We start from the raw sequence: 20,197 nt of genomic DNA on the forward strand, positions 1-20,197 counted from the left end.
CCGGGTACGCCCCTTCACTCCTCCCCGAACAGCGACAGCTCCGCCCAGATGGTCTTCCCCTCGGCCGTGTGGCGGCTGCCCCACCGCTGGGTGAGCTGGGCGACCAGCAGCAGTCCCCGGCCGCCCTCGTCCCAGGTCTTCGCCCGGCGCAGGTGCGGGGCCGTGTGGCTGGTGTCGGAGACCTCACAGATCAGTGTGGTGGCGTCGTGGATCAGCCGGAGCCGGATCGGCCGGGCGCCGTACCGGATGGCGTTGGTGACCAGCTCGCTCACCACGAGTTCGGCCGTGAAGGACGTCTCGGTCAGACGCCAGAGCTCCAGCTGCTCGACGACCTGCTTGCGGATCGGCGCCACGAGCGCGGGGTCGGCGGGGATGTCCCAGGTCGCGACCTGCGAGGCGGGCAGCCCCCGGGTGCGGGCCAGCAGCAGGGCCACGTCGTCGGAGGCGCCGCCCTGGGGGAGCAGGGCGTGAAGGATGCGGTCGCAGGTCTCGTCGAGGGAGTCCGAGTCGGCCGCCAGCGCCTCGCACAGCATCCGGTGGCCGGCGTGCGCGTCACGCCTGCGGGACTCGGTCAGACCGTTGGTGTAGAAGGCGAGCACCGAGCCCTCGGCGACCTCCAGATCGGCCGACTCGAACGGCAGTCCGCCGGTGCCCAGCGGGGGACCGGCGGGCAGGTCGACCGGGCGCGGTGTGCCCTGCGGCGGCAGCAGCAGCGGCGGGGGATGCCCGGCGCGGGCCAGGGAGCAGCGCCGCGACACGGGGTCGTACACGGCGTACAGGCAGGTCGCCCCCATCTCGCCCGGGCTGCCCTCGCCGCCGGCCTCCTCCGAGAGCCGGACGACCAGGTCGTCGAGGTGGGTGAGGAGTTCGTCGGGGGCGAGGTCGATGTCGGCCAGGGTGCGCACCGCGGTGCGCAGCCGGCCCATGGTGGCCGAGGCCTGGATGCCGCGTCCGACGACGTCGCCCACCACCATCGCCACCCGCATCCCGGACAGCGGGATCACGTCGAACCAGTCGCCGCCCACCCCGGCCCGCGCGGCCGGCAGGTACCGGGAGGCGGCGTCGACGGCGGCGGTCCGCGGCAGCGTGCGGGGGAGCAGGCTGCGCTGGAGCGCCAGGGCGGTCTCGCGTTCGCGGGAGTAGCGGCGGGCGTTGTCGATGCACACCGCCGCGCGGGCGGTGACCTCCTCGGCCAGCAGCACGTCGTCGGGGGAGAAGGGCTCCGGGCGCCGGAAGCGGCTGAAGACGACGACCCCGAGGGTGGTGCCGCGGGCCTGGAGCGGCACCGACAGCGAGGAGTGGATGCCGAACTCCTTCACCCGGCGCACCCGCCGCTCGTCCCAGTGGCTCCAGGTGTCCAGGTCCCCGGACGGCACCTCGGTGACGACGCTGCGGCCCGCGATCAGGGAGGTGGCCTGCGGGGAGGCGCCGGGGTAGGTGTCCAGCCGGCCCGGCTCGACCACAGCCTCCGGGGCGCCCGGGTTGACCGAGTGGTGGGCGGCCCGCCGCAGGCGGACCGGTGCGGTCAGCGGGCCGTCGGTCTCACCGCCGTACTCCTGCGGGTCGAGCAGGTCGACGCTGACGAAGTCGGCCAGGGCCGGCACGCACACCTCGGCCAGTTCCTGGGCGGTGCGCGTGACGTCGAGGGTGCTGCCGATGCGTACGCTCGCCTCGTTGACCAGTTGCAGCCGCTCCCGGGCGAGGAAGTGCTCGGTGAAGTCGTGGGCGGTCACGCACACGCCGTTCACCTGCCCGGAGGCGTCGGTGAGCGGCGCGATCAGGGCCAGCCAGGCGTGCGCCCGCTCCTCGCCCGCCGCCTTCAGGTAGGTGTGCATCACCTGCTGCTCGCCGGTGGCGAGGACCCTGCGCATGTACGCCTCGAGCTCCGCGTTCTGCGGCCGGGCGCCCATGTCGGCGGCGCGCAGGCCCCGGATCCGTGCGGAGGGGAGGGCGATCAGGGCGGCCATGGCGTCGTTGACCCCGCGCAGCCGCAACCGGTCGTCGAAGATCATCGTCGCGCACGGTGACTGGGTGAGGGCCACCCGTACCAGCTCGTCGTCCTCCGGCGGCGGGTACCCGCCGCCCAGCGGCGCCACGGCGAGCCAGGTGACCGGATCGCCGTTCCCGGGCGGTCTGCGGTGGACGAGCACCCAGACGGACACCCGGTGGCCGTCCCGGTGCCGCAGCGCGAGGGTCCCGCTCCAGCGGTCCTCGCCGGCGCCGGGCAGGCGGACGCCGCCGTCGGCGAGCAGAGCGGCGGCGGGCCGGCCGAGGACCTCGGCGGGGTCGTAGCCCAGGAGGTGACGCGCACCCTCGCTCCACCCGGTCAGCGTGCCGTCCTCGTGGATGACCGCCCGCGCCGTCGAGGCGTCGTCGAACGGGTAGTCCGGGCTCATCGTCCCCACTCCATCGCGTCCATCGCGGACACTCACAGTGAACAGACAGGTCACGCGCGTTCCACCTTAGTGCCTGTGACTCCGGCGCGGAGCGGAACCTCTTCCGGCCCTCCCGCCGGGCGCGCGAGGGGAAGGAACCGGACGATGTGACGTACCGGGGTGCGCGAGACCGAAGGGCGCCACGCACCCTTGACGGGCTGGAGTGGCACGACGTCAGATTCTGTTTGTTGACGATCAGTTGTGAGTACTTCTGGTTTCCTCATGAGGGAGAGCCGCCATGACGGTGACGCGCAGATCGGTCCTGCTCGCCTCCGCGGCCGCGCCCGCGGCCGGAGCGCTCCTCGGCGCCCCGGCCGCCCGGGCCGCCGAAGCCACCGCGGGTGCCGGGGGCCGCCGTACGGTGGCTCTGCGCGACGGCTGGCGTTTCGCACTGGTCGATCCGGGCGGGATCACCGACCCGACCGGCCAGTACGCCGACGCCGCCGCCCCCGGCTTCGACGACTCGGCCTGGCGGGAGGTCGCGGTCCCGCACGACTGGAGCATCGAGCAGACCCCCACCACCGAGCACGGCACCACCAGCGGCACGGGCTTCTTCCCCGGCGGTCTCGGCTGGTACCGCCTCGCCTTCACCCTGCCGCCCGAGACCGCCGGCAAGCGGATCTCGGTCGAGTTCGACGGCGTCTACATGGACTCGTACGTCCACTGCAACGGCACCGAGGTCGGCCGCCATCCCTACGGCTACACCGGCTTCGCCTTCGACCTCACCGACCTGGTGCACACCGACGGCACCACCGAGAACGTGCTCGCCGTCAAGGTGCAGAACCGGCTCCCGAGCAGCCGCTGGTACTCCGGCAGCGGCATCTACCGCGAGGTGCGCCTGATCGTCACCGAACCGGTGCACGTCGCCCGCTGGGGCACCTACGTCACCACCCCGGAGATCTCCGGGACGCGGGCCGTCGTCCGGGTGCGGACGGAAGTCGTGAACGCCTCCGGCACGGGCACGGACGTCGAGGTCGTCTCGCGGGTCGTCGCGCCCGGCGGCCGCACGGTGGCCCGTACGTCCTCCACGGTCGCCGTCGCCGACAGGGCCACGGAGACCCACGAACTCACCGTGCCCGACCCGCTGATGTGGGACTTCGCCGCACCGCACCGCTACACCCTGGAGACCGAGCTGCGCGTCGGCGGCCGGCGCACCGACACCTACCGCACCCCCTTCGGCATCCGCACCGTCCGCCTCGACCCGGACGAGGGCTTCCACCTCAACGGTTCCTACGCCAAGCTCAAGGGCGTCGACCTCCACCACGACCTGGGCGCGCTCGGCGCCGCCGTCAGCGCCGACGCGATCCGCCGGCAGATGACGATCATGAAGTCGATGGGTGCCAACGCCTTCCGCACCTCCCACAACCCGCCCTCGCCGGAGATGATCCGGATCTGCGAGGAACTGGGCATCGTGATGCTGGTGGAGGCCTTCGACTGCTGGAGGAGCCCCAAGACCCGGTACGACTACGGGCGGTTCTTCGACGAGTGGGCCGACAGGGACGTGGCGGAGATGGTGCTGGCAGCCCGCAACTCACCCGCCGTGATCATGTGGTCGATCGGCAACGAGGTCTCCGAGTTCACCTCCACCGCGGGCCTCGCCATGGCCGACCGGCTCATCGCCGGCGTCAAGGCCCACGACGACACCCGGCCGGTCGTCATCGGCTCCCACCGCCACCGCAGCGTGCCCGCGCCGGGCTCACCGGGCGACCTGATCCTCGCCAAGCTCGACGGGCTCGGCCTCAACTACAACACCGCCAAGTCGGTGGACGCCCTGCACGCCCGCTACCCGCGCCTGTTCCTCTTCGAGTCGGAGTCCTCCTCGGAGACCTCCACCCGCGGCGCCTACCAGGAACCGGAGCGCCTCAACACCGGCGAGAACCACACCCCCGGCAGGCGCGCGACCTCCTCGTACGACAACAACCTCGCCTCCTGGACCATGAGCGGCGAGTACGGCCACAAGAAGGACCGGGACCGCAAGTGGTTCGCCGGGCAGTTCCTGTGGTCGGGCATCGACTACATCGGCGAGCCCACGCCGTACGACGTCTTCCCCGTGAAGGCGTCCTTCTTCGGCGCGGTCGACACGGCCGGATTCCCCAAGGACATGTACTACCTGTTCCAGAGCCAGTGGGTCGGCGAGCCCATGGTCCACCTGCTGCCGATGAGCTGGAACCACGAGCGGGGCGACACGGTCGAGGTGTGGGCGTACTCCAACGTCGACACCGTCGAACTGTTCCTCAACGGTCGTTCGCTGGGTGTGCGGCGGTTCGACACCAAGAAGACCCTCGACGGCCGCGTCTACCTGGAGACCACGGAGGCGACCGGCGACGACAAGACCTTCACCGACGGCCCCTACCCCGGCAGTTACACCAGCCCCAACGGCAGCGCGGGCAAGCTGCACCTCACCTGGCGGGTGCCGTACGAACCGGGCGTGCTCGAGGCCGTGGCCCGCAGGGACGGCAGGGTGGTCGCCACCGACGTCCTGCGCACCGCGGGCGCACCGCACGCCGTGCGCCTCACCCCGGACCGCGGGTCCCTGCCGGCGGACGGCCGTTCGCTCGTCTTCGTCACCGCCGAGGTCGTCGACGCGCGCGGGGTGGTCGTGCCCGACGCCGAGCACCTCATCTCCTTCGAGGTGAGCGGCGGCTCGCTCGCCGGGCTCGACAACGGACGGCAGGAGAGCGCCGAGCGCTACCAGGCCAGTACCCGAACGGCCTTCCACGGCAAGGCGCTCGCCATCGTGCGCGCCGGCACCCGGGCGGGCGCCCTGAAGGTGACCGCGCGCGTGGAGGGCCTCCGCATGGGCGCCGCCACCGTGCGCGCCACGCACGTCCGCTCGGCGGCGACCACCCCGGCGGCGGCCTTCGCGCCCGACCTCCCCGCGCCCCCGGACTTCCCCGCGGCGGACGCCAGTTACTCCGGCCGCCCCGACAGCCTGCCCGCCGCGATGCTGGACGGTGACCCGGCCACCGGCTGGTCCAACGCCTTCGTCAAGGCGGCCACGGCCCTGCTGCCCGCCTTCGACCGGGCGCGGGCGAAGGACTGGGTGTCGGTGGACTGGGGGCGGACGCGGACCTTCGACCGGGTGGAGGTGTCGTTCACCGTCGGTGGTGCCCACAGCCTGCCCGCGGCGGTCGAGGTCGCGGTCTGGGACGGAAGGCGGTACACGCCGGTCACCGGTGCGGCCGTCGACTGGGCGGACGCCTCGGACGAGCCGACCGTGGTCACCTTCGACGCCGTCCGCGGTTCGCGGCTGCGGCTCACCCTGACGAGCGCTCACCCGGGCGAGGTCCGGGGAGCCGTACGCATCAGCAGGCTGGAGGCGTAACCCGCCGAGGGTTGGTCCTTCCCCTCGGGCGGTCCGGGCCGGGCGGCGGCGCAAGCTGTCCTGTCCGGACCGTTGACGACGTGTCATGACTCCAACAAGCATGTCCTCGACCGTCTTTTGGGAGCGCTCCCATTGTGTGCGCTTCCCCGAGGAGCCCAGGAGACCGGACGTGACACGACGCAGAACCACCCTGCTGACCCTGGCCGCCCTGCTGGGCGCGGCGCTCACCGCGCTGCCCGCTCGGCCGGCCTCGGCCGAGGAGGTCGAGCAGGTCAGGAACGGCACCTTCGACACGAGCACCGACGCGTGGTGGACCAGCAATGTGGGCGCCGGCCTCGCCGAGGGCCGGCTGTGCGCGGACGTGCCGGGCGGCACCGTCAACCGCTGGGACTCCGCCGTCGGCCAGGACGGCATCACCCTGGTGAAGGGGGAGACGTACCGGTTCTCCTTCAAGGCCTCCGGCGTGCCCGAGGGGCACGTGGTGCGGGCGATCGTGGGCCAGTCGGTCTCGCCGTACGAGACCTGGTACGAGGCGAGTCCCGTACTGGCCGAGTCGGCCGGATCGTACTCCTACACCTTCACCTCGCCGGTCGACTCCGCCCAGGGCCAGGTCGCCTTCCAGGTCGGGGGCAGCGCCGACCCCTGGCGGTTCTGCCTCGACGACGTGTCCCTGCTGGGCGGGGTCCCGCCCGAGGTGTACGAACCCGACACCGGGCCGCGGGTCCGCGTCAACCAGGTCGCCTACCTCCCCGCCGGGCCGAAGAACGCCACCCTCGTCACCGACGCCACCGCCAGGCTGCCCTGGGAGCTGAGGAGCGCCACCGGGGCGACGGTCGCGCGGGGCTGGACCGTGCCGCGCGGGGTCGACGTCTCCTCCGGGCAGAACGTCCACTCCATCGACTTCGGCGCGTACCGGACCCGCGGCACGGGCCTCACGCTCGTCGCCGACGGCCAGACCAGCCGCCCGTTCGACATCGGCACGGCCGCCTACGAGCGACTCCGGCTGGACGCGGCCAAGTACTACTACACGCAGCGCAGCGGCACCGCGATCCGCGACGACCTGCGCCCCGGCTACGGCAGGGCCGCCGGCCACGTCGGCGTCGCGCCCAACCAGGGCGACACGGACGTCCCCTGCCAGCCGGGCGTCTGCGACTACACCCTCGACGTCAGCGGCGGCTGGTACGACGCCGGCGACCACGGCAAGTACGTCGTCAACGGCGGCATCACCACGTGGGAGTTGCTGAGCACCCACGAACGCGCGCTGCACGCCCGCACCGGCCGGCCGGCGAAACTCGGCGACGGCACCCTCGCCCTGCCCGAGAGCGGCAACGGGGTGCCGGACATCCTCGACGAAGCCCGCTGGGAGCTGGAGTTCCTGCTGAAGATGCAGGTCCCGGACGGGCAGCCGCTCGCCGGCATGGCCCACCACAAGATCCACGACCAGCAGTGGACCGGCCTGCCGCTGCTGCCGAGCGACGATCCGCAGAAGCGCGAACTGCACCCGCCGACCACCGCGGCCACCCTGAACCTGGCCGCGACCGCCGCCCAGGCGGCCCGCCTGTACAAGCCCCACGCCCCGGACTTCGCCGCGCGCGCCCTCGCCGCCGCCCGCAAGGCCTGGACGGCGGCCCTCGCCCACCCCGACGTGCCGGCCGACCCGGCCGACGGCACGGGCGGCGGCGCCTACAACGACGACGAGGTGAGCGACGAGTTCTACTGGGCGGCAGCCGAGCTGTACCTCACCACCGGTGAGCGGCAGTTCGCCGACCACGTCCTGAACTCCCCGGTCCACACGGCCGACATCTTCGTCCCCTACGGCTTCGACTGGTCCAGGACCGCCGCCGCGGCCCGCCTCGACCTCGCGACCGTCCCCAGCAAGCTGCCCGGCCGCGACAAGGTCCGCCGCTCCGTGGTCGCGGGCGCCGACACGTACCTCGCCACCCTGCGGGCCCACCCGTACGGCATGCCCTACGCCCCCGAGGGCAACCGCTACGACTGGGGCTCGGCCCACCAGGTCCTCAACAACGCCGTGGTCGTCGCCACCGCGTACGACATCACGGGCGCCTCGAAGTACCGCGACGGAGCCCTGCAGAGCATGGACTACGTCCTCGGCCGCAACGCCCTCAACATCTCCTACGTCACCGGCTACGGCGAGGTTCACGCCCACCACCAGCACAGCCGCTGGTACGCCCGTCAGCTCGACCCGAACCTCCCGGACCCGCCGGCCGGCACGCTCGCGGGCGGCCCCAACTCGAGCATCCAGGACCCCTACGCGCAGACGAAGCTCCGGGGGTGCGTCGGGCAGTTCTGCTACATCGACGACATCCAGTCCTGGTCGACGAACGAGACAGCGATCAACTGGAACGCGGCACTGACGCGAATGGCGTCGTTCGTGGCCGACCAGGGGTAGGAGGTACCGTCCGGGCATCCCTTCGACCTGGGGATATTTACGGGTAAGTACCCGAGCGGTACCGTGAGGGGCATGCCAGCCCTCAATGTGGAGTTCAGCGATCGCGAGCTGGAGGACCTGCGGCAGATCGCCAAGGAACGCGGTACGTCGATGAAGGCACTGGTGCGGGAGGCCGCCGCCGCCGACATCGCACGTCACCGGGCGCTGCAGGAGGGCGCGGAGGCCTTCCGCCGGTTCTTCGCGTCCCACGCGGACGAGTTCGCGGCCGCCTTCCCCGACGACGAGCCGCCCCTCAAGGGCGAGGGGCGGGTCGCCTGACCGATGACACCCGTCATCCACATCGACGTGCCGTGGCTGCTCCAGCGCCACGAAGAGGTCATGCCGGACCAGCCGACGATCAACGACTTCTCCGCGCTGGTCGCCGCCGTCGCCCGGCACCGCGTCGACCCGCCGCGCCTCGGCGTCGACTCCGACCCCGCCTGGCGGGCCGCCGCGCTGCTGCACACGCTCGCGCTGCTCAAGCCGCTGCCGTCGGCCAACGCCCGCTTCGCCTGCGCGACGGCGGTGGCGTACATGTTCGTCAGCGGCGTCGGCATCGACCCGCCCTACGGGGCCCTCGTGGACCTCGCCCGCGATCTGATCGACGGGAAGACCGACGTGTACGGCGCGGCCGACCGGCTGCGGTCCTGGCAGATCTGAGCACACCCGCGCCAGGACGGGGCCCCGGCCCACCGGGCCGGGTCCGCGGCGGCCGCATCCCGTCCGCGGCGGCCGCACCCGGTCCGCGGCGCGCCTCCGGGCCGCCGGCCGAGGGCGGGAGGAACAGGGCCGGCGGCCGTTTCGCGCGGGAGAGCCGCCGTCCCGCGCGGGGCCCGACGAGGAAGGGCCGTCGCCAGTCCACTACGTCGTGCCGTGCGCCGGGAACGTGTGTGCCGGACCGGCGCGGGCGTGTGCTTCACACGGGGCGCAAGGGGCGCGCACCCGGCGACGAAAGCAGCGGTACAAGACGGAAATTCGGCATCCAATCGGCGCCCTGTTATCGACATTCTTTCAACAGTGGCCGGGAATCACCGGCGGCTTGTTGCGCGCGACTCAGCTGTGCAAGGGTGAGCCACTCGTGAGGGGGGCCGGGGCGGGGTGCGCCCCGCGTTTCGCCGGCGGAGGCGAACGCGTGCTCCCCGCCGCGCCGGACAGGTACGTACCAAAGGAAGCCGCTCAGTGCTCACCCCCCCTCCCCCTCGCCCTCCCTATCCACCGCCCGGCGGAGGGCCCGGAGAATCCGACGAGTCCCTCGCCGCGGGGGTGCGCGGTGGCACGGACAGCGAGGTCGGCCAGTCCACCGCGCTGCTGATCGCGCGCCACTGGCAGCCGGTGCACGAGTACGCGGTCATCTGTCTCGCCTCCTCCACCAACGCCGCGTCGATGGTCACCACGGCCGCCTTCCACCAGGTCTTCGACCGGCTCAAGCTGGGCGAGCAGGGCACCGCGCTGCGCCCCCGGCTGCTGGTGACCGTGCGGGACACGGTCCGGCTGTGGGCCGCGGACGAAAGCCTGACCGGTGTGCTGCCGGACCTGCGCAAGCCGGCGGGAGCCCGGGGTATGCGGGCCGCGAAGTCCATGACCCCTGAGAACCGGGTGCTCGCCGAGCGGTCCTTCCAGAGCCTGCCGGCGGTGGCCCGCTGCGTCCTGTGGCACGTCGAGGTGGAGGCCGAGCCGATCACCGTGGCCGCCGGTCTGCTCGGCATGGACACCGAGATGGTCGCGGCAGCGCACGAGCAGGCCCGCGAGAAGCTCCGCGAGGGCTGTGTGCGCGCCCACCGGGAACTCGCGCCCAGCAAGGACTGCCGCTTCTACAACCGGCTCCTCGACGTCCCCATGCGCCGTGGCGGCGACCTCCTGCCGGACGTCCGTCAGCACCTGGACGCCTGCCGCTACTGCCGCTCCGCGGCCGAACAACTCGGCCATTTCGAGGGCGACCTGGGCGTGCTGTTGGCCGAGGCCGTGCTCGGCTGGGGCGCCCGCCGCTACGTCGAGTCCCGGCCCGGCCGCGCCGCCCGCCAAGCCGTACGGCTCAGGAACTCGTCCCGGCGCCGCGGCAGACGCTCGCGCGGCACGCGGCGCGCCACGTTGCTCGACCGCATACCGTCCCCGCGCCGCCTCGGGTCCGACGGCCCCCGTTCGCCACGGGTGTTGATGACGGGCGTCGGCCTGGCCTCCGCCGGTCTGCTGACCACCCTGCTCGCCGCCGGCATGTGGTCGGACGACGGCGGCGCCGACCCGGCCGCCTCCACCGGTGCCGCCGGCGGCGGCGCGGTCTCCGGCACCGACTCCCGGTCCGGCCCCACCGCGGGGTCCACGGTCCCGGACACCGCCCAGCTGCCGGCCGTTCCCCGCCGGACCAGGCTGCGCAACGCCGCCGCCGGCCTGTGCCTGGACGTCCGCGGCGAGGCGCGGGCGGGCGCCGCCGTCGAGCTGGCGGACTGCTCGTCCGAGGTGACGCAGCGGTGGTCGTACGAGAACGACGGGCAACTGCGCAGTGCCGCCGCGCCCGACCTGTGCGTGGACTCGCACGCGGACGCCGGTGTGGTCATCCTGGAGGCGTGCGCCGCCGACACCGACGCCCGTGCCGACGACGTCCGCTACGACCTCACGGTCCAGGGCGAGTTGCTGCCCCGCTGGGACGAGACGCTCGCCCTCGCCTCCGCCGGCGAGGACGCCGGCGCCGACGTCGTCGTCAAGGTCCGCGACCGCTCCGCCGGCCAGCGCTGGCTGACCGACGCCGTCACGGCCAGCCCGGGCTCCCTGGAGATCACGGGCAGGGAGACCCCGCCGGCGCAACCGGTCGAGCTGTCCGACCTGACGGCCTGAGTCAGGCGCTCACGCCGTCCGACCCCTGCCCGACGACCCGGCCGCCTCCGCGGACCGCCACGGCCCCTTCGGCGGGCAGTGCGCCTGGCGCCCCGGCCGGGGCGCCAGATTCGACCGCATCGCGCAGGAGCGACGGTGACTGACCGGCGCAGGGGTGAGCGGGACGATACGGGCGCCCCGGCGCGCGGTCGTCCCGGCGCGCGAGAGCGCCCGGTTCCGGCTGCGAGGCGGGCGAGGGCGTCGACGCGACGGGTCCCTTCCGTGCGGGGAGGCCGAGGACGGGGAGCGCGCTCCACGGCCGGCCTGGCGCTCGCCCGGCACGTCGCCGGCACCCGGTCGGCAGCGGACGCCGACCGCCGCGGGCCACCTCACACCCGAGCGGAGCCGGGAGTGGCGGAGGGCGCGCGTCGGCCCCCGCGCCCCAGCAGGATCCGCTCGACAGGCCCTAACAGGCGTCCTCGACGAGGTCGCTCGCGCCGACGGTCGCCGGGGTGGCGTGGCCGGAGAGGGCCAGGGTCAGGTCGAGTTCGGCGAGGAGGCAGCGGATCACGTGCTCGACGCCGGAGCGGCCGTCCAGGCCGAGGCCGTAGACGTAGGGCCGGCCGAGCAGGACCGCGCGGGCGCCCAGGGCGAGGGCCTTGAAGACGTCGTCGCCGGTGCGTATCCCGCTGTCGAACAGCACGGTGAGCCGGTCGCCCACGGCCGACGCGACACGGGGCAGCGCGTCGGCGGCCGCGATCGAGCCGGCCACCTGGCGGCCGCCGTGGTTGGAGACCACCACGCCGTCCATCCCGGCGTCCGCGGCCGAGCGGGCGTCGTCCGGGTGCAGGACGCCCTTCAGGACGATCGGCCCGTCCCAGTTCTCCCGCAGGAACGCCAGGTCCGGCCAGGTCTTTCCCGGGTCGGCGAACAGGCTCACGAACCGCAGCACGGCCGCGTTCGGATCCTCGTGCACCGGCTTGGCCAGGCCCGCGAGGAACGCCGGGTCGGTGAAGTAGTTGGCGGTGCCCACTCCGTGCAGGAACGGCAGGTACGCCTGGTCGAGGTCGCGCGGCCGCCACGCCAGCAGCGGGGTGTCCAGGGTGACGACGAGCACCGTGAACCCGCTCCTCTTCGCCCGGTCGAGGAAACTGCGGCTCACCTCGCGGTCCTTGGACCAGTAGAGCTGGAACCAGCGCTCGGCGTCCCCCATCGCCTCGGCGACCTGCTCCATCGGCGTGCTCGACGCCGACGACAGCACGAACGGCACCCCCTGCGCGGCCGCAGCGAGAGCCGCCGCCTGCTCGGCCTCCGGGTGCATGATCGACAGCACGCCGACCGGTGCCAGGGCCAGCGGGGCGGGCAGGGAGCGGCCGAGCACCTCGACGGACAGGTCCCGCTCGTGCACGTCCCGCAGCATGCGCGGCACGATCCGGCGGCGCCGCAGGGCCGCCCGGTTGGCGCGGGCCGTGCTGCCGTCGCCGGCGCTGCCCGCCACGTAGCCGACCGGACCCGGCCCGAGCCGCTGCTCGGTCAGCTCCTCCAGCCGGGTCAGGTCGGTGGGCAGCCGGGGGACCGCGCCCGTCATCCCGTTCAGATAGATCTCGTACTGGAAGTCCGCCCAGTGCTTCGCCATCCGTGCGTGCCACCTCTCGTCGCCCGTCGTCGCGCTCGTCGCGTACGCACCGCACGGTGACCATACCGGCCGGTACGGAATCTCAGCGGTCGACGGCCGACTCGTGGAGGATCCGGGCCAGTTCGCGCGGTTGCGAGAACATCGGCCAGTGGCCGGTGTCCATCCGCACCAGCTCCCAGCGCTCGCTCTTGAGCAGCTCCGCCACGGCGGGCATCGGCTCGTCGCCGTCCAGCAGACACTTGACGTAGGTGGCGGGCAGGTCGCCGAGCGAGCGGCTCAGGGCGGCCGGTTCGGTAAGGGTGGCGCCCGGATGCGGGGTGGATCCCTCGACGATCCGGCGGATCTGGTCGTCCGTCAGGCCCTGGCCCGCGAAGTCCTCCTCGGTGAGCGGCGGCCAGAAGCCGCCGTGGGCCGCGATCGCCTCCCGTACGTGGTCGCTCGGCCAGCCCGACAGGAACGACTGCCCGTCGACGGGCACGTTCGCGTCGACGAACACCACGCGCCTCAACCGGTCACCGAGCCGCTCCGCCGCCAGCCCGACCGGGATCCCGGAGTAGCTGTGCCCGACCAGGACCACCTCCTGCGGGCCGAGGCCGAGCCGGGCGGCCTCGCCGACGATGTCCCTCACGTGCGTCTCCAGCCCCGCCGGGACGCCCTGCTTCTCGGCGAGGCCGGACAGCGTCAGCGGGCGGGCGTCGTCCCCTGCGGCGCGCAGCTCGGCCGCCACCTCGTCCCACGCCCACGCGCCGAGCCAGGAACCCGCCACCAACACGAAGTGAGTCATGCCCGCAACGTAGCGGACGGGTCCGACAACGCCCCCTCGGCAACGCCCGTACCCGGTCCGGTGATCGGCGGCACCGGCACGTCCACCGTGCGCACCAGCCGCGCCCCCTCGGGCCCGTACACCGCCCGGGGCTCCGGGAACAGCCGCAGCAGCGCCAGGTACAGCACGGCGGCGAGCGTCAGCGACAACGGCAGGCTGATGTCGACGCCGTTCGCCAGGTCGCCGAGCGGGCCGACGAACTGGCCCGGGATGTTGGTGAACAGCACGCCCACGACGGCGGACACCCACCAGGCCGTCATGCCGCGCCAGTTCCAGCCGTGCGCGAACCAGTAACGGCCGCCCCGCTGACGGCGGTTGAACACCTGGAGCGCCTCCGGGTCGTACCAGCCGCGCCGGGTGAGGAAGCCCAGCATCATCACGACCATCCACGGCGTCGTACAGGTGATGATCATCGTGGCGAACGTGGAGATCGACTGGACGAGGTCGAGCGCGAACCGGCCGATGAAGATGAACGTGATGGACACCGCGCCGACCAGCAGGGTCGCCCGCACGCGCGACAGCCGGGGGAAGACCGAGGAGAAGTCCAGGCCGGTGCCGTACAGCGAGGTCGTGCCCGTCGACATGCCGCCGATCAGGGCCAGCAGGCACACGGGCAGGAAGAACCAGGACGGAGAGATCGCCAGCAGCCCGCCCACGAAGTCGGGGGCGGCCGGATCGACGTACTCGGGGGCCCGGGCCGCGATGATGCTCGCGGTCGACAGGCCGAACAGGAACGGCAGCAGGGTCGCGATCTGCGACAGGAAGGCGGCGCCGATCACCCGGCGGCGCGGGGTGGCCGCCGGGATGTAGCGCGACCAGTCGCCGAGGAACGCCCCGAACGACACGGGGTTGGACAGCACGATCAGGGCCGCGCCGATGAACGACGGCCAGAACAGCGACCGGGTCGCCGCGTCGGCCGAGTCGGTGAAGACACCCGCGTACGAGGGGTCGAAGTCACCCGCGAAGGCCACGGCGCCCAGCAGGAACAGCGCGGTCGCCGACGTGACCGCGACCTTGTTGACGAACAGCATGAAGCGGAAGCCGTACACGCACACCGCGAGCACCAGCCCGGCGAACAGCGCGTACGCGACGGCGTACGACAGGTTGCCGCGGCTCAGACCGAAGAGCCGGTGGGCGCCGCCGACCAGGGCGTCACCGGAGCTCCACACGGAGAGGGAGAAGAAGGCGACCGCGGTCAGCAGGGACAGGAAGGAGCCGACCACGCGGCCGTGCACGCCGAGGTGCGCCGACGAGGAGACGGCGTTGTTGGTGCCGTTGACCGGGCCGAACACCGCCATCGGGCACAGGATCAGCGCGCCGGCGACCACCCCGAGGAGCGTGGCCGCGAGGCCCTGCCAGAAGGACAGTCCGAACAGGATCGGGAAGGCGCCCAGGACGCAGGTGGAGAAGGTGTTCGCGCCGCCGAAGGCGAGCCGGAACAGGTCGAACGGGGTGGCGGTGCGCTCCGCGTCGGGGATGCGGTCCACCCCGTGGTTCTCGACCTCGGTGAGGGAGGGGGCGGGGGACGGCGGGACGGGGGCGGACGTGGACGGCGAGGTCACGGGGGCTCCGGCGGACGGTCGACGGGGGAGCGCGGGGTGGCGCGGCGGGCTGAACGGCCGCCGCTGCCGCGGGGTGGGCGGCGCGGGCGGACGGCGTCCGGACGGGGTCTGCCGAACGTACGGCGCGGGACAGGGGCCGGACCAGAGGACGATCCGTCCTTCTTTCATGGTCCAGATGGATGAAACGACCACCATCCGGCCCCGCCTCCGGGTGAACGCGGAGAGGCGGAGGGGCGGGCCGGGGCGCGGAAGCGGAATGTTTCCGGACGATTACCGACCCTACGGAATTCGGTCAGCCCGGCGGACCGGGGGATCATGAAGCGCTTGCTTGCGGCGTTGGAACGTTCGAATTCCGTGACTTCGCGCCACTGATTCAACACGCAATGTTACTGAAACGAGGGGGGTCGATGTGAGTTTCGGCGGCGGAGTCGGCAGGATCGGCGTCGCCCGTCCGGCACCGATCGCGCCGGACCGGCACACCCGAATCGAGCGGAAGGATGCACACAATGCGGAACACCGCGCGCTGGGCAGCGACTCTCGGCCTCACGGCCGCCGCCGTCTGCGGACCCCTGACCGGGTCCGCGCTCGCAGCTCCGGCCGCCCCGGCCTCGCTCTACGCCCCGTCGGCCCTGGTGCTGACGCTGGGTCACGGAGAGAGCGCCGCCGCTGTCAACCCGGCCCGTGCCGTCACCCTGAGCTGCGCGCCGGGGCCCTCCGGCACGCACCCCGCCGCCGCGTCGGCCTGCGCCGAACTGCGCGCCGCCGGCGGTGACTTCGAGGCGCTGACGGACACCGGCGGAGCGCTGTGCACCAAGCAGTACGACCCGGTGGTCGTCACCGTCGACGGCGTCTGGCAGGGCAAGCGCGTCTCCTACGAGCGCCTCTTCTCCAACGAGTGCGTGAAGAACTCCTCCGGGAGTGTCCTCTTCGCGTTCTGAGACCGGGATCGCGTGGCCCCCGTGGACGCCGCGAGAGGCTCGTGACGTGGGGAGTGCGAGCCACTGACACGGGACGACCGCGATCTCGCACCAGGGGCCGGCCGGGCGGAGTGGGGCCGCCCGCCGGCCCCTGGCATCACCGCACCACCAGCCCCTGGCATCACCGCACCACCAGCCCCTGGCATCACCGCACCACCGGCCTCCGCGTCAGGACCGGTCACGGTGACTGGTGTCGCACCACGGATAGCGGCGGCTGCGGCGGCAGGTGCACAGGGCGACCCGGAAGCGGTCGGAGACGACCGTGGTGCCGTCCTCCAGTTGCACCTCGACCGGCCCCTCGACGAGCAGGGGCCCCTTGCGCTGCATGCTGATCCGGCGGGGCTCGTCAGCTGGGGAGTTCGGCACGGACGACCACCAGTTCCTCGTTGTTCTCCTCCGCGGACAGCAGGCCGCGCTCGCGCAGCCAGCCCTCGCGCGAGCGCAGGACCGGGCCGAAGGGGATGCGGCGGCGCCGGGTCACCGAGGCCTTCAGGCCGGTGGCGCGCAGACGCGTCAGGGTGCGGTCCGGGTCGCTGAGCGCGGAGTGCACCATCAGCAGCACCCCGCCGGGCCGCAGCACCAACGGCGCCTCCCGGCAGATCCGGTCCAGGACCAGCCGGCCGTCGCCGCCCGCGTCCCAGGCCCGGGCCGTGCCGCGCGGCGACCGCAGGTCGGCCGGGTCGGGCACGTAGGGCGGATTGGCGAGAACCAGGTCGAAGGACCGTCCCCGCACGGGCTCGAAGAGGTTGCCGTGCCGTACGCGCACCGGCAGTCGGGCTCGCCACGCGTTCCAGCGTGTCGCGCACACCGCGCGCCAGGACACGTCGACGGCGGTGACCCGGGCGCCGCGCATCGCGGCCTCCAGCGCGAGAGCGCCGGATCCCGTTCCCACGTCGAGGACGTCCGCGTCCGGAGACAGCGGTTCTTCGGACAGCGCCCCGGCGAGCAGGTCGGTGTCCTCCTGAGGGGCGTACACGCCCGGAAGTACCAGCGGATTCACACCGACCAGGTACCCCGGCATTCAGGATATATGGGCCATTTCCGCATTGAGGGGGACGTGCAGGGAGGAGTGACCCGCACGCCACGACGTGAGCAGCCGCGCGGCGAGACGGTCCTCCAGCAGGACGGTGACGTCGATACCGAAGGCGATGTCACCGGCCAGATGCGGCTCCTCCTCCAGCAGTCCGCCGATGACCTCGTGCCGGACGATCTGTTCGTGGACCGCGTCGGCCTCGACGTGTTCGTCGTAGAAGTACGCGGCGGCGGGCCCGGCGCCCGTGCGGCGCATCGCCTCGGCGAGCCGCCGCGAACCGGGGGAGGAGGTGATCTCGACCGTGGCGAAATGCCCCACGAGAGCTCCGCGCAGGGAGCGGTGCAGGCCGAGCAGGGACATCAGGTTGACCGTGGCCAGCGTCTCGGCGCACGCGGCGTCCAGATAGCGGCCGTAGGTGGTGTCCAGGCCCAGGTCCGTCATCAGGTTGGCGAACAGGCGGGCGTGGACGCGGTCGGGGCGGCCGCCGCCGTACTCGTCGAACTCCACCGCCGCCATGGCCGCCTTGGCCCGGCCCCACAGCCGGGGGAGCACCCACGCGTGCGGGTCGGCCTCCTTGAGGTGGTACAGGGAGCGCTGCGCCGCGTACTCGCGCACGTGCCACAACTCGCCCTCGTCCTGCAGGAAGTGGGAGACGCCGGTGCCCTCGACCGGCTCGACGAGGAGCTCCGCGAGCGCGTCCTCGACGGTGTCGTGCACGGGTGTGTCCGCGCGCAGGGCGGTCAGGAAGCGGTGCTCCAGCGCCGCCCGGACGCGCAGCAGCTCCGGGTCCCACTCACGGTCGGGGCTCACCCCCGCGAATCCGCGGTAGTGCAGCTCGTAGCAGAGGTACAGGGCCAGCTGGAGGTCGTCGCCATACGCTGACGCGCCGGCCACCGTCCCGGCGGACGGCAGCGGGCCCGTTCCCAGCAGGTACTCGCGGACGGCCCCGGAGAGCGGGCCCCGGGCGGTCGGCAGACGTGGTCCTTCATGTGCCATGCGGGGCGGGTACCCCAGGTGAGGCCGGTCATGGCCCCGGCCGGGATCCGCTTAGGGGGCGATCGGCGGCCGGCGCTTGTGCTCGGTGAACAGGTAGCGGCGCACGACGGTCTCGTGGACGGCCTCGTCGACCGGCCGGCCCTCCAGGAAGTCGTCGATGTCGTCGTAGGTGACGCCGAGCGCCTCCTCGTCCGGCCGGCCCGGGTTCAGCGTCTCCAGATCCGCGGTGGGGACCTTCGCCACCAGCGCGGACGGCGCCCCCAGGGCCTGCGCGACGGCCCGTACACGACGCTTGGTCAGGCCGGCGAGCGGGAGCAGGTCCGCCGCGCCGTCGCCGAACTTGGTGAAGAAGCCGGAGACCGCCTCGGCGGCGTGGTCGGTGCCCACCACCAGGCCGCCGTGCGCGCCCGCCACCGCGTACTGGGCGATCATGCGCTGCCGGGCCTTGATGTTGCCGAGCACGAAGTCCTGATGGTGGGCGTCCCGGAAGACCGCGCCGCCGGCCAGCAGCGCCTCCAGCGCGGCGTCACTCGCGGGCCGCACGTCCACGGTCAGGACCTGGTCGGGCCGGACGAAGTCCAGCGCGAGCCGGGCGTCGTCCTCGTCGGCCTGCGTGCCGTACGGCAGCCGCATCGCGTAGAACGTCGCCTCCCGCCCGGAGGCACGGACCCGCTCCACCGCGAGCTGGCACAGCCGGCCCGCGGTCGTGGAGTCCACACCGCCGCTGATGCCCAGCACCAGCGAGCCGAGGCCGGTGGAGGCCAGTCGGCCCGCGAGGAACTCCGTCCGGCGCTCGGCCTCCTCCCGCGCGTCGAAGGACGCGCTCACCCCCAGATCGCGGGCGATCTCCTGCTGCGGGGACATGGACACGAGGCCGGTCACGGGTGCTCCTTCGCGGGGTGGCGGTTCACGGGCGGGCGGGGGTTCACGGGCGGGTGGCGGAACGGCGTGCGGTCGGCAGGGCGGGGGTGCCGGTGACGGACAGGACGACGGACAGCAGCGCGGTGTCGGCGGCGATGAACATGCGGTTGCGCCTCGCGCCGCCGAAGCGGATGTTGGCGACGGTGCCGGGGACCAGGAGACGGCCCAGGAGGGTGCCGTCCGGGTCGTAGCAGTGCACGCCGCCGTCGAGGGCGGCGGCCCAGAGGCGGCCGTCGTCGTCGAAGCGAATGTTGTCGAAGTTCCCGGTCGGGCACTCGGCGAAGACCTCGTCGCCGGTGAGGGTGCCGTCGTCCTGGACGTCGAAGACCCGGATGTGGTTGGCCCGGCTGTCCGAGACGTACAGCCGACGCTCGTCGGGGGAGAAGACGAGGCCGTTGGGGCCGCGGAACCCGTCGGCGACCCGCCGTACCTCGCCGCTGCCGGGGTCCACGCGGTAGACGTCGCAGGAGCCGATCTCGCTCTCGGCGCGGTGTCCTTCGTAGTCGCTGGTGATGCCGAAGTCCGGGTCGGAGAACCAGATCGAGCCGTCGGACTTCACCGCGGCGTCGTTCGGGCTGTTCAGCCGCTTGCCCCGGAAGCGATCGGCGATCACGGTGATCGAGCCGTCGTGCTCGGTGCGGGTCACCCGGCGGTTGCCCTGCTCACAGGTGACGAGGCGGCCCTCGGTGTCCAGGGTGTTGCCGTTGGGGTGACCCGCGGCGGAGCGGAACACGCCGACCGCCCCGGTGGTCTCGTCCCAGCGCAGCAGCCGGTCGTTGGGGATGTCGCTCCACACCAGGTACCGGCCGGCCGGGACGTAGACGGGACCCTCGGCCCAGCGGCAGCCCTCGAACAGGGTCTCCAGGCGGGAGTCGCCGGCCCGGCACGGGCGGAACCGGTCGTCGAGGGTCTCGTACAGATGCGGCTGCTCGCCGGGCATGGCGCCACCCTCCCAGGGGGTTGGATGTTGATCCGACAACCCGAAACTATGCCGAAAGACATCGTCCCCGTGGTGCGCGGGCCCTTCTCCGAGCGTCCCGTCACTCCGTCGACTCCTCCTGGGCGCGCGTGTTCGGAGTGATCGCCTCGCCCGCCTCGCCGTCATGGTCGTCGCGGGTCCCGTGGCGGCCCGGGTCGGTGGGGCGGCGTTCGGCCTCCTCGAATTCCTGGAGGACCTCCTCGAGGGCCGACGCCGGATGGTTCTCGGGGTGCTGGGGAGTGTCGGACACGGT

Annotated in this window: 16 protein-coding genes; 6 read left to right on the forward strand and 10 right to left on the reverse strand. The window is 73.0% G+C overall.

The window, feature by feature from the left end:
- Window positions 1–14 precede the first annotated feature (14 nt).
- Window positions 15–2,396, reverse strand: a complete 2,382-nt coding sequence (locus ACIHAR_RS08400) for a SpoIIE family protein phosphatase (protein ID WP_400017981.1) — start codon at window positions 2,394–2,396, stop codon at window positions 15–17.
- A gap of 277 nt (window positions 2,397–2,673) precedes the next feature.
- Here ACIHAR_RS08400 and ACIHAR_RS08405 point away from each other — a divergent pair, with 277 nt between their 5' ends.
- The 5 genes from ACIHAR_RS08405 to ACIHAR_RS08425 all read left to right on the forward strand — a co-directional run bounded on the left by ACIHAR_RS08405 (window position 2,674) and on the right by ACIHAR_RS08425 (window position 11,038).
- Complete coding sequence (locus ACIHAR_RS08405; protein WP_400017983.1) at window positions 2,674–5,760, forward strand: glycoside hydrolase family 2 TIM barrel-domain containing protein; 3,087 nt, start codon at window positions 2,674–2,676, stop codon at window positions 5,758–5,760.
- Between the two features lie 169 nt (window positions 5,761–5,929).
- The gene (locus tag ACIHAR_RS08410; protein ID WP_400017985.1) at window positions 5,930–8,170 is read left to right on the forward strand and encodes a glycoside hydrolase family 9 protein; all 2,241 of its coding nucleotides are present in this window, start codon (window positions 5,930–5,932) and stop codon (window positions 8,168–8,170) included.
- Between the two features lie 72 nt (window positions 8,171–8,242).
- Window positions 8,243–8,488, forward strand: coding sequence for a hypothetical protein (locus ACIHAR_RS08415; protein ID WP_365457236.1), 246 nt, complete (start codon window positions 8,243–8,245; stop codon window positions 8,486–8,488).
- 3 nt (window positions 8,489–8,491) lie between these two features.
- Window positions 8,492–8,869: a toxin Doc gene (locus tag ACIHAR_RS08420; RefSeq protein WP_365457239.1), complete on the forward strand. Its 378-nt coding sequence runs from the start codon at window positions 8,492–8,494 to the stop codon at window positions 8,867–8,869.
- Window positions 8,870–9,388: 519 nt separating this feature from the next.
- The gene (locus ACIHAR_RS08425) at window positions 9,389–11,038 is read left to right on the forward strand and encodes an RICIN domain-containing protein (protein ID WP_400017988.1); all 1,650 of its coding nucleotides are present in this window, start codon (window positions 9,389–9,391) and stop codon (window positions 11,036–11,038) included.
- Between the two features lie 445 nt (window positions 11,039–11,483).
- On the opposite strand, the gene ACIHAR_RS08430 is transcribed toward ACIHAR_RS08425, so the two are convergent.
- From ACIHAR_RS08430 to ACIHAR_RS08440, 3 genes are all read right to left on the reverse strand, one after another.
- Complete coding sequence (locus ACIHAR_RS08430; RefSeq protein ID WP_400017990.1) at window positions 11,484–12,653, reverse strand: lactate 2-monooxygenase; 1,170 nt, start codon at window positions 12,651–12,653, stop codon at window positions 11,484–11,486.
- 82 nt (window positions 12,654–12,735) lie between these two features.
- Window positions 12,736–13,437, reverse strand: coding sequence for an alpha/beta fold hydrolase (locus tag ACIHAR_RS08435; RefSeq protein ID WP_400017992.1), 702 nt, complete (start codon window positions 13,435–13,437; stop codon window positions 12,736–12,738).
- Window positions 13,434–15,038, reverse strand: a complete 1,605-nt coding sequence (locus ACIHAR_RS08440) for a cytosine permease (RefSeq protein WP_365457251.1) — start codon at window positions 15,036–15,038, stop codon at window positions 13,434–13,436. The genes ACIHAR_RS08435 and ACIHAR_RS08440 overlap by 4 nt, the downstream gene beginning before the upstream one ends.
- A gap of 506 nt (window positions 15,039–15,544) precedes the next feature.
- On the opposite strand from ACIHAR_RS08440, the gene ACIHAR_RS08445 reads away from it, so the two are divergent.
- Window positions 15,545–15,976, forward strand: coding sequence for a protease inhibitor (locus ACIHAR_RS08445; RefSeq protein WP_365457254.1), 432 nt, complete (start codon window positions 15,545–15,547; stop codon window positions 15,974–15,976).
- Window positions 15,977–16,183: 207 nt separating this feature from the next.
- On the opposite strand, the gene ACIHAR_RS08450 is transcribed toward ACIHAR_RS08445, so the two are convergent.
- From ACIHAR_RS08450 to ACIHAR_RS08475, 6 genes are all read right to left on the reverse strand, one after another.
- A complete protein-coding gene (locus ACIHAR_RS08450) occupies window positions 16,184–16,381 on the reverse strand; it encodes a CDGSH iron-sulfur domain-containing protein (protein WP_400017995.1) in 198 nt (65 codons plus the stop codon).
- Complete coding sequence (locus ACIHAR_RS08455; protein ID WP_400017997.1) at window positions 16,362–17,036, reverse strand: HemK2/MTQ2 family protein methyltransferase; 675 nt, start codon at window positions 17,034–17,036, stop codon at window positions 16,362–16,364. The genes ACIHAR_RS08450 and ACIHAR_RS08455 overlap by 20 nt, the downstream gene beginning before the upstream one ends.
- Window positions 17,037–18,044 (reverse strand): iron-containing redox enzyme family protein, encoded by a 1,008-nt coding sequence (locus ACIHAR_RS08460; protein WP_400017999.1) that lies wholly within the window; start codon window positions 18,042–18,044, stop codon window positions 17,037–17,039. It lies immediately after the preceding gene.
- Between the two features lie 51 nt (window positions 18,045–18,095).
- Window positions 18,096–18,908, reverse strand: coding sequence for an ammonia-dependent NAD(+) synthetase (gene nadE / locus ACIHAR_RS08465; protein WP_400018220.1), 813 nt, complete (start codon window positions 18,906–18,908; stop codon window positions 18,096–18,098).
- Window positions 18,909–18,969: 61 nt separating this feature from the next.
- A complete protein-coding gene (locus ACIHAR_RS08470; RefSeq protein ID WP_400018001.1) occupies window positions 18,970–19,905 on the reverse strand; it encodes an SMP-30/gluconolactonase/LRE family protein in 936 nt (311 codons plus the stop codon).
- Between the two features lie 100 nt (window positions 19,906–20,005).
- Window positions 20,006–20,194, reverse strand: a complete 189-nt coding sequence (locus ACIHAR_RS08475; RefSeq protein WP_365457271.1) for a hypothetical protein — start codon at window positions 20,192–20,194, stop codon at window positions 20,006–20,008.
- Window positions 20,195–20,197 lie beyond the last annotated feature (3 nt).

This window comes from Streptomyces sp. NPDC052016 (assembly GCF_044548445.1).
Lineage (GTDB): Bacteria > Actinomycetota > Actinomycetes > Streptomycetales > Streptomycetaceae > Streptomyces.

What these genes read in the sequence shown, in the direction of transcription:
- ACIHAR_RS08420 (WP_365457239.1), top strand. Translation starts at nt 8,492, where the DNA reads ATGACACCCGTCATCCACATCGACGTGCCGTGGCTGCTCCAGCGCCAC.
- ACIHAR_RS08400 (WP_400017981.1), bottom strand. Translation starts at nt 2,396, where the DNA reads ATGAGCCCGGACTACCCGTTCGACGACGCCTCGACGGCGCGGGCGGTC.
- ACIHAR_RS08460 (WP_400017999.1), bottom strand. Translation starts at nt 18,044, where the DNA reads ATGGCACATGAAGGACCACGTCTGCCGACCGCCCGGGGCCCGCTCTCC.
- nadE (WP_400018220.1), bottom strand. Translation starts at nt 18,908, where the DNA reads ATGTCCCCGCAGCAGGAGATCGCCCGCGATCTGGGGGTGAGCGCGTCC.
- ACIHAR_RS08445 (WP_365457254.1), top strand. Translation starts at nt 15,545, where the DNA reads ATGCGGAACACCGCGCGCTGGGCAGCGACTCTCGGCCTCACGGCCGCC.
- ACIHAR_RS08405 (WP_400017983.1), top strand. Translation starts at nt 2,674, where the DNA reads ATGACGGTGACGCGCAGATCGGTCCTGCTCGCCTCCGCGGCCGCGCCC.
- ACIHAR_RS08455 (WP_400017997.1), bottom strand. Translation starts at nt 17,036, where the DNA reads ATGCCGGGGTACCTGGTCGGTGTGAATCCGCTGGTACTTCCGGGCGTG.
- ACIHAR_RS08435 (WP_400017992.1), bottom strand. Translation starts at nt 13,437, where the DNA reads ATGACTCACTTCGTGTTGGTGGCGGGTTCCTGGCTCGGCGCGTGGGCG.
- ACIHAR_RS08415 (WP_365457236.1), top strand. Translation starts at nt 8,243, where the DNA reads ATGCCAGCCCTCAATGTGGAGTTCAGCGATCGCGAGCTGGAGGACCTG.
- ACIHAR_RS08430 (WP_400017990.1), bottom strand. Translation starts at nt 12,653, where the DNA reads ATGGCGAAGCACTGGGCGGACTTCCAGTACGAGATCTATCTGAACGGG.
- ACIHAR_RS08470 (WP_400018001.1), bottom strand. Translation starts at nt 19,905, where the DNA reads ATGCCCGGCGAGCAGCCGCATCTGTACGAGACCCTCGACGACCGGTTC.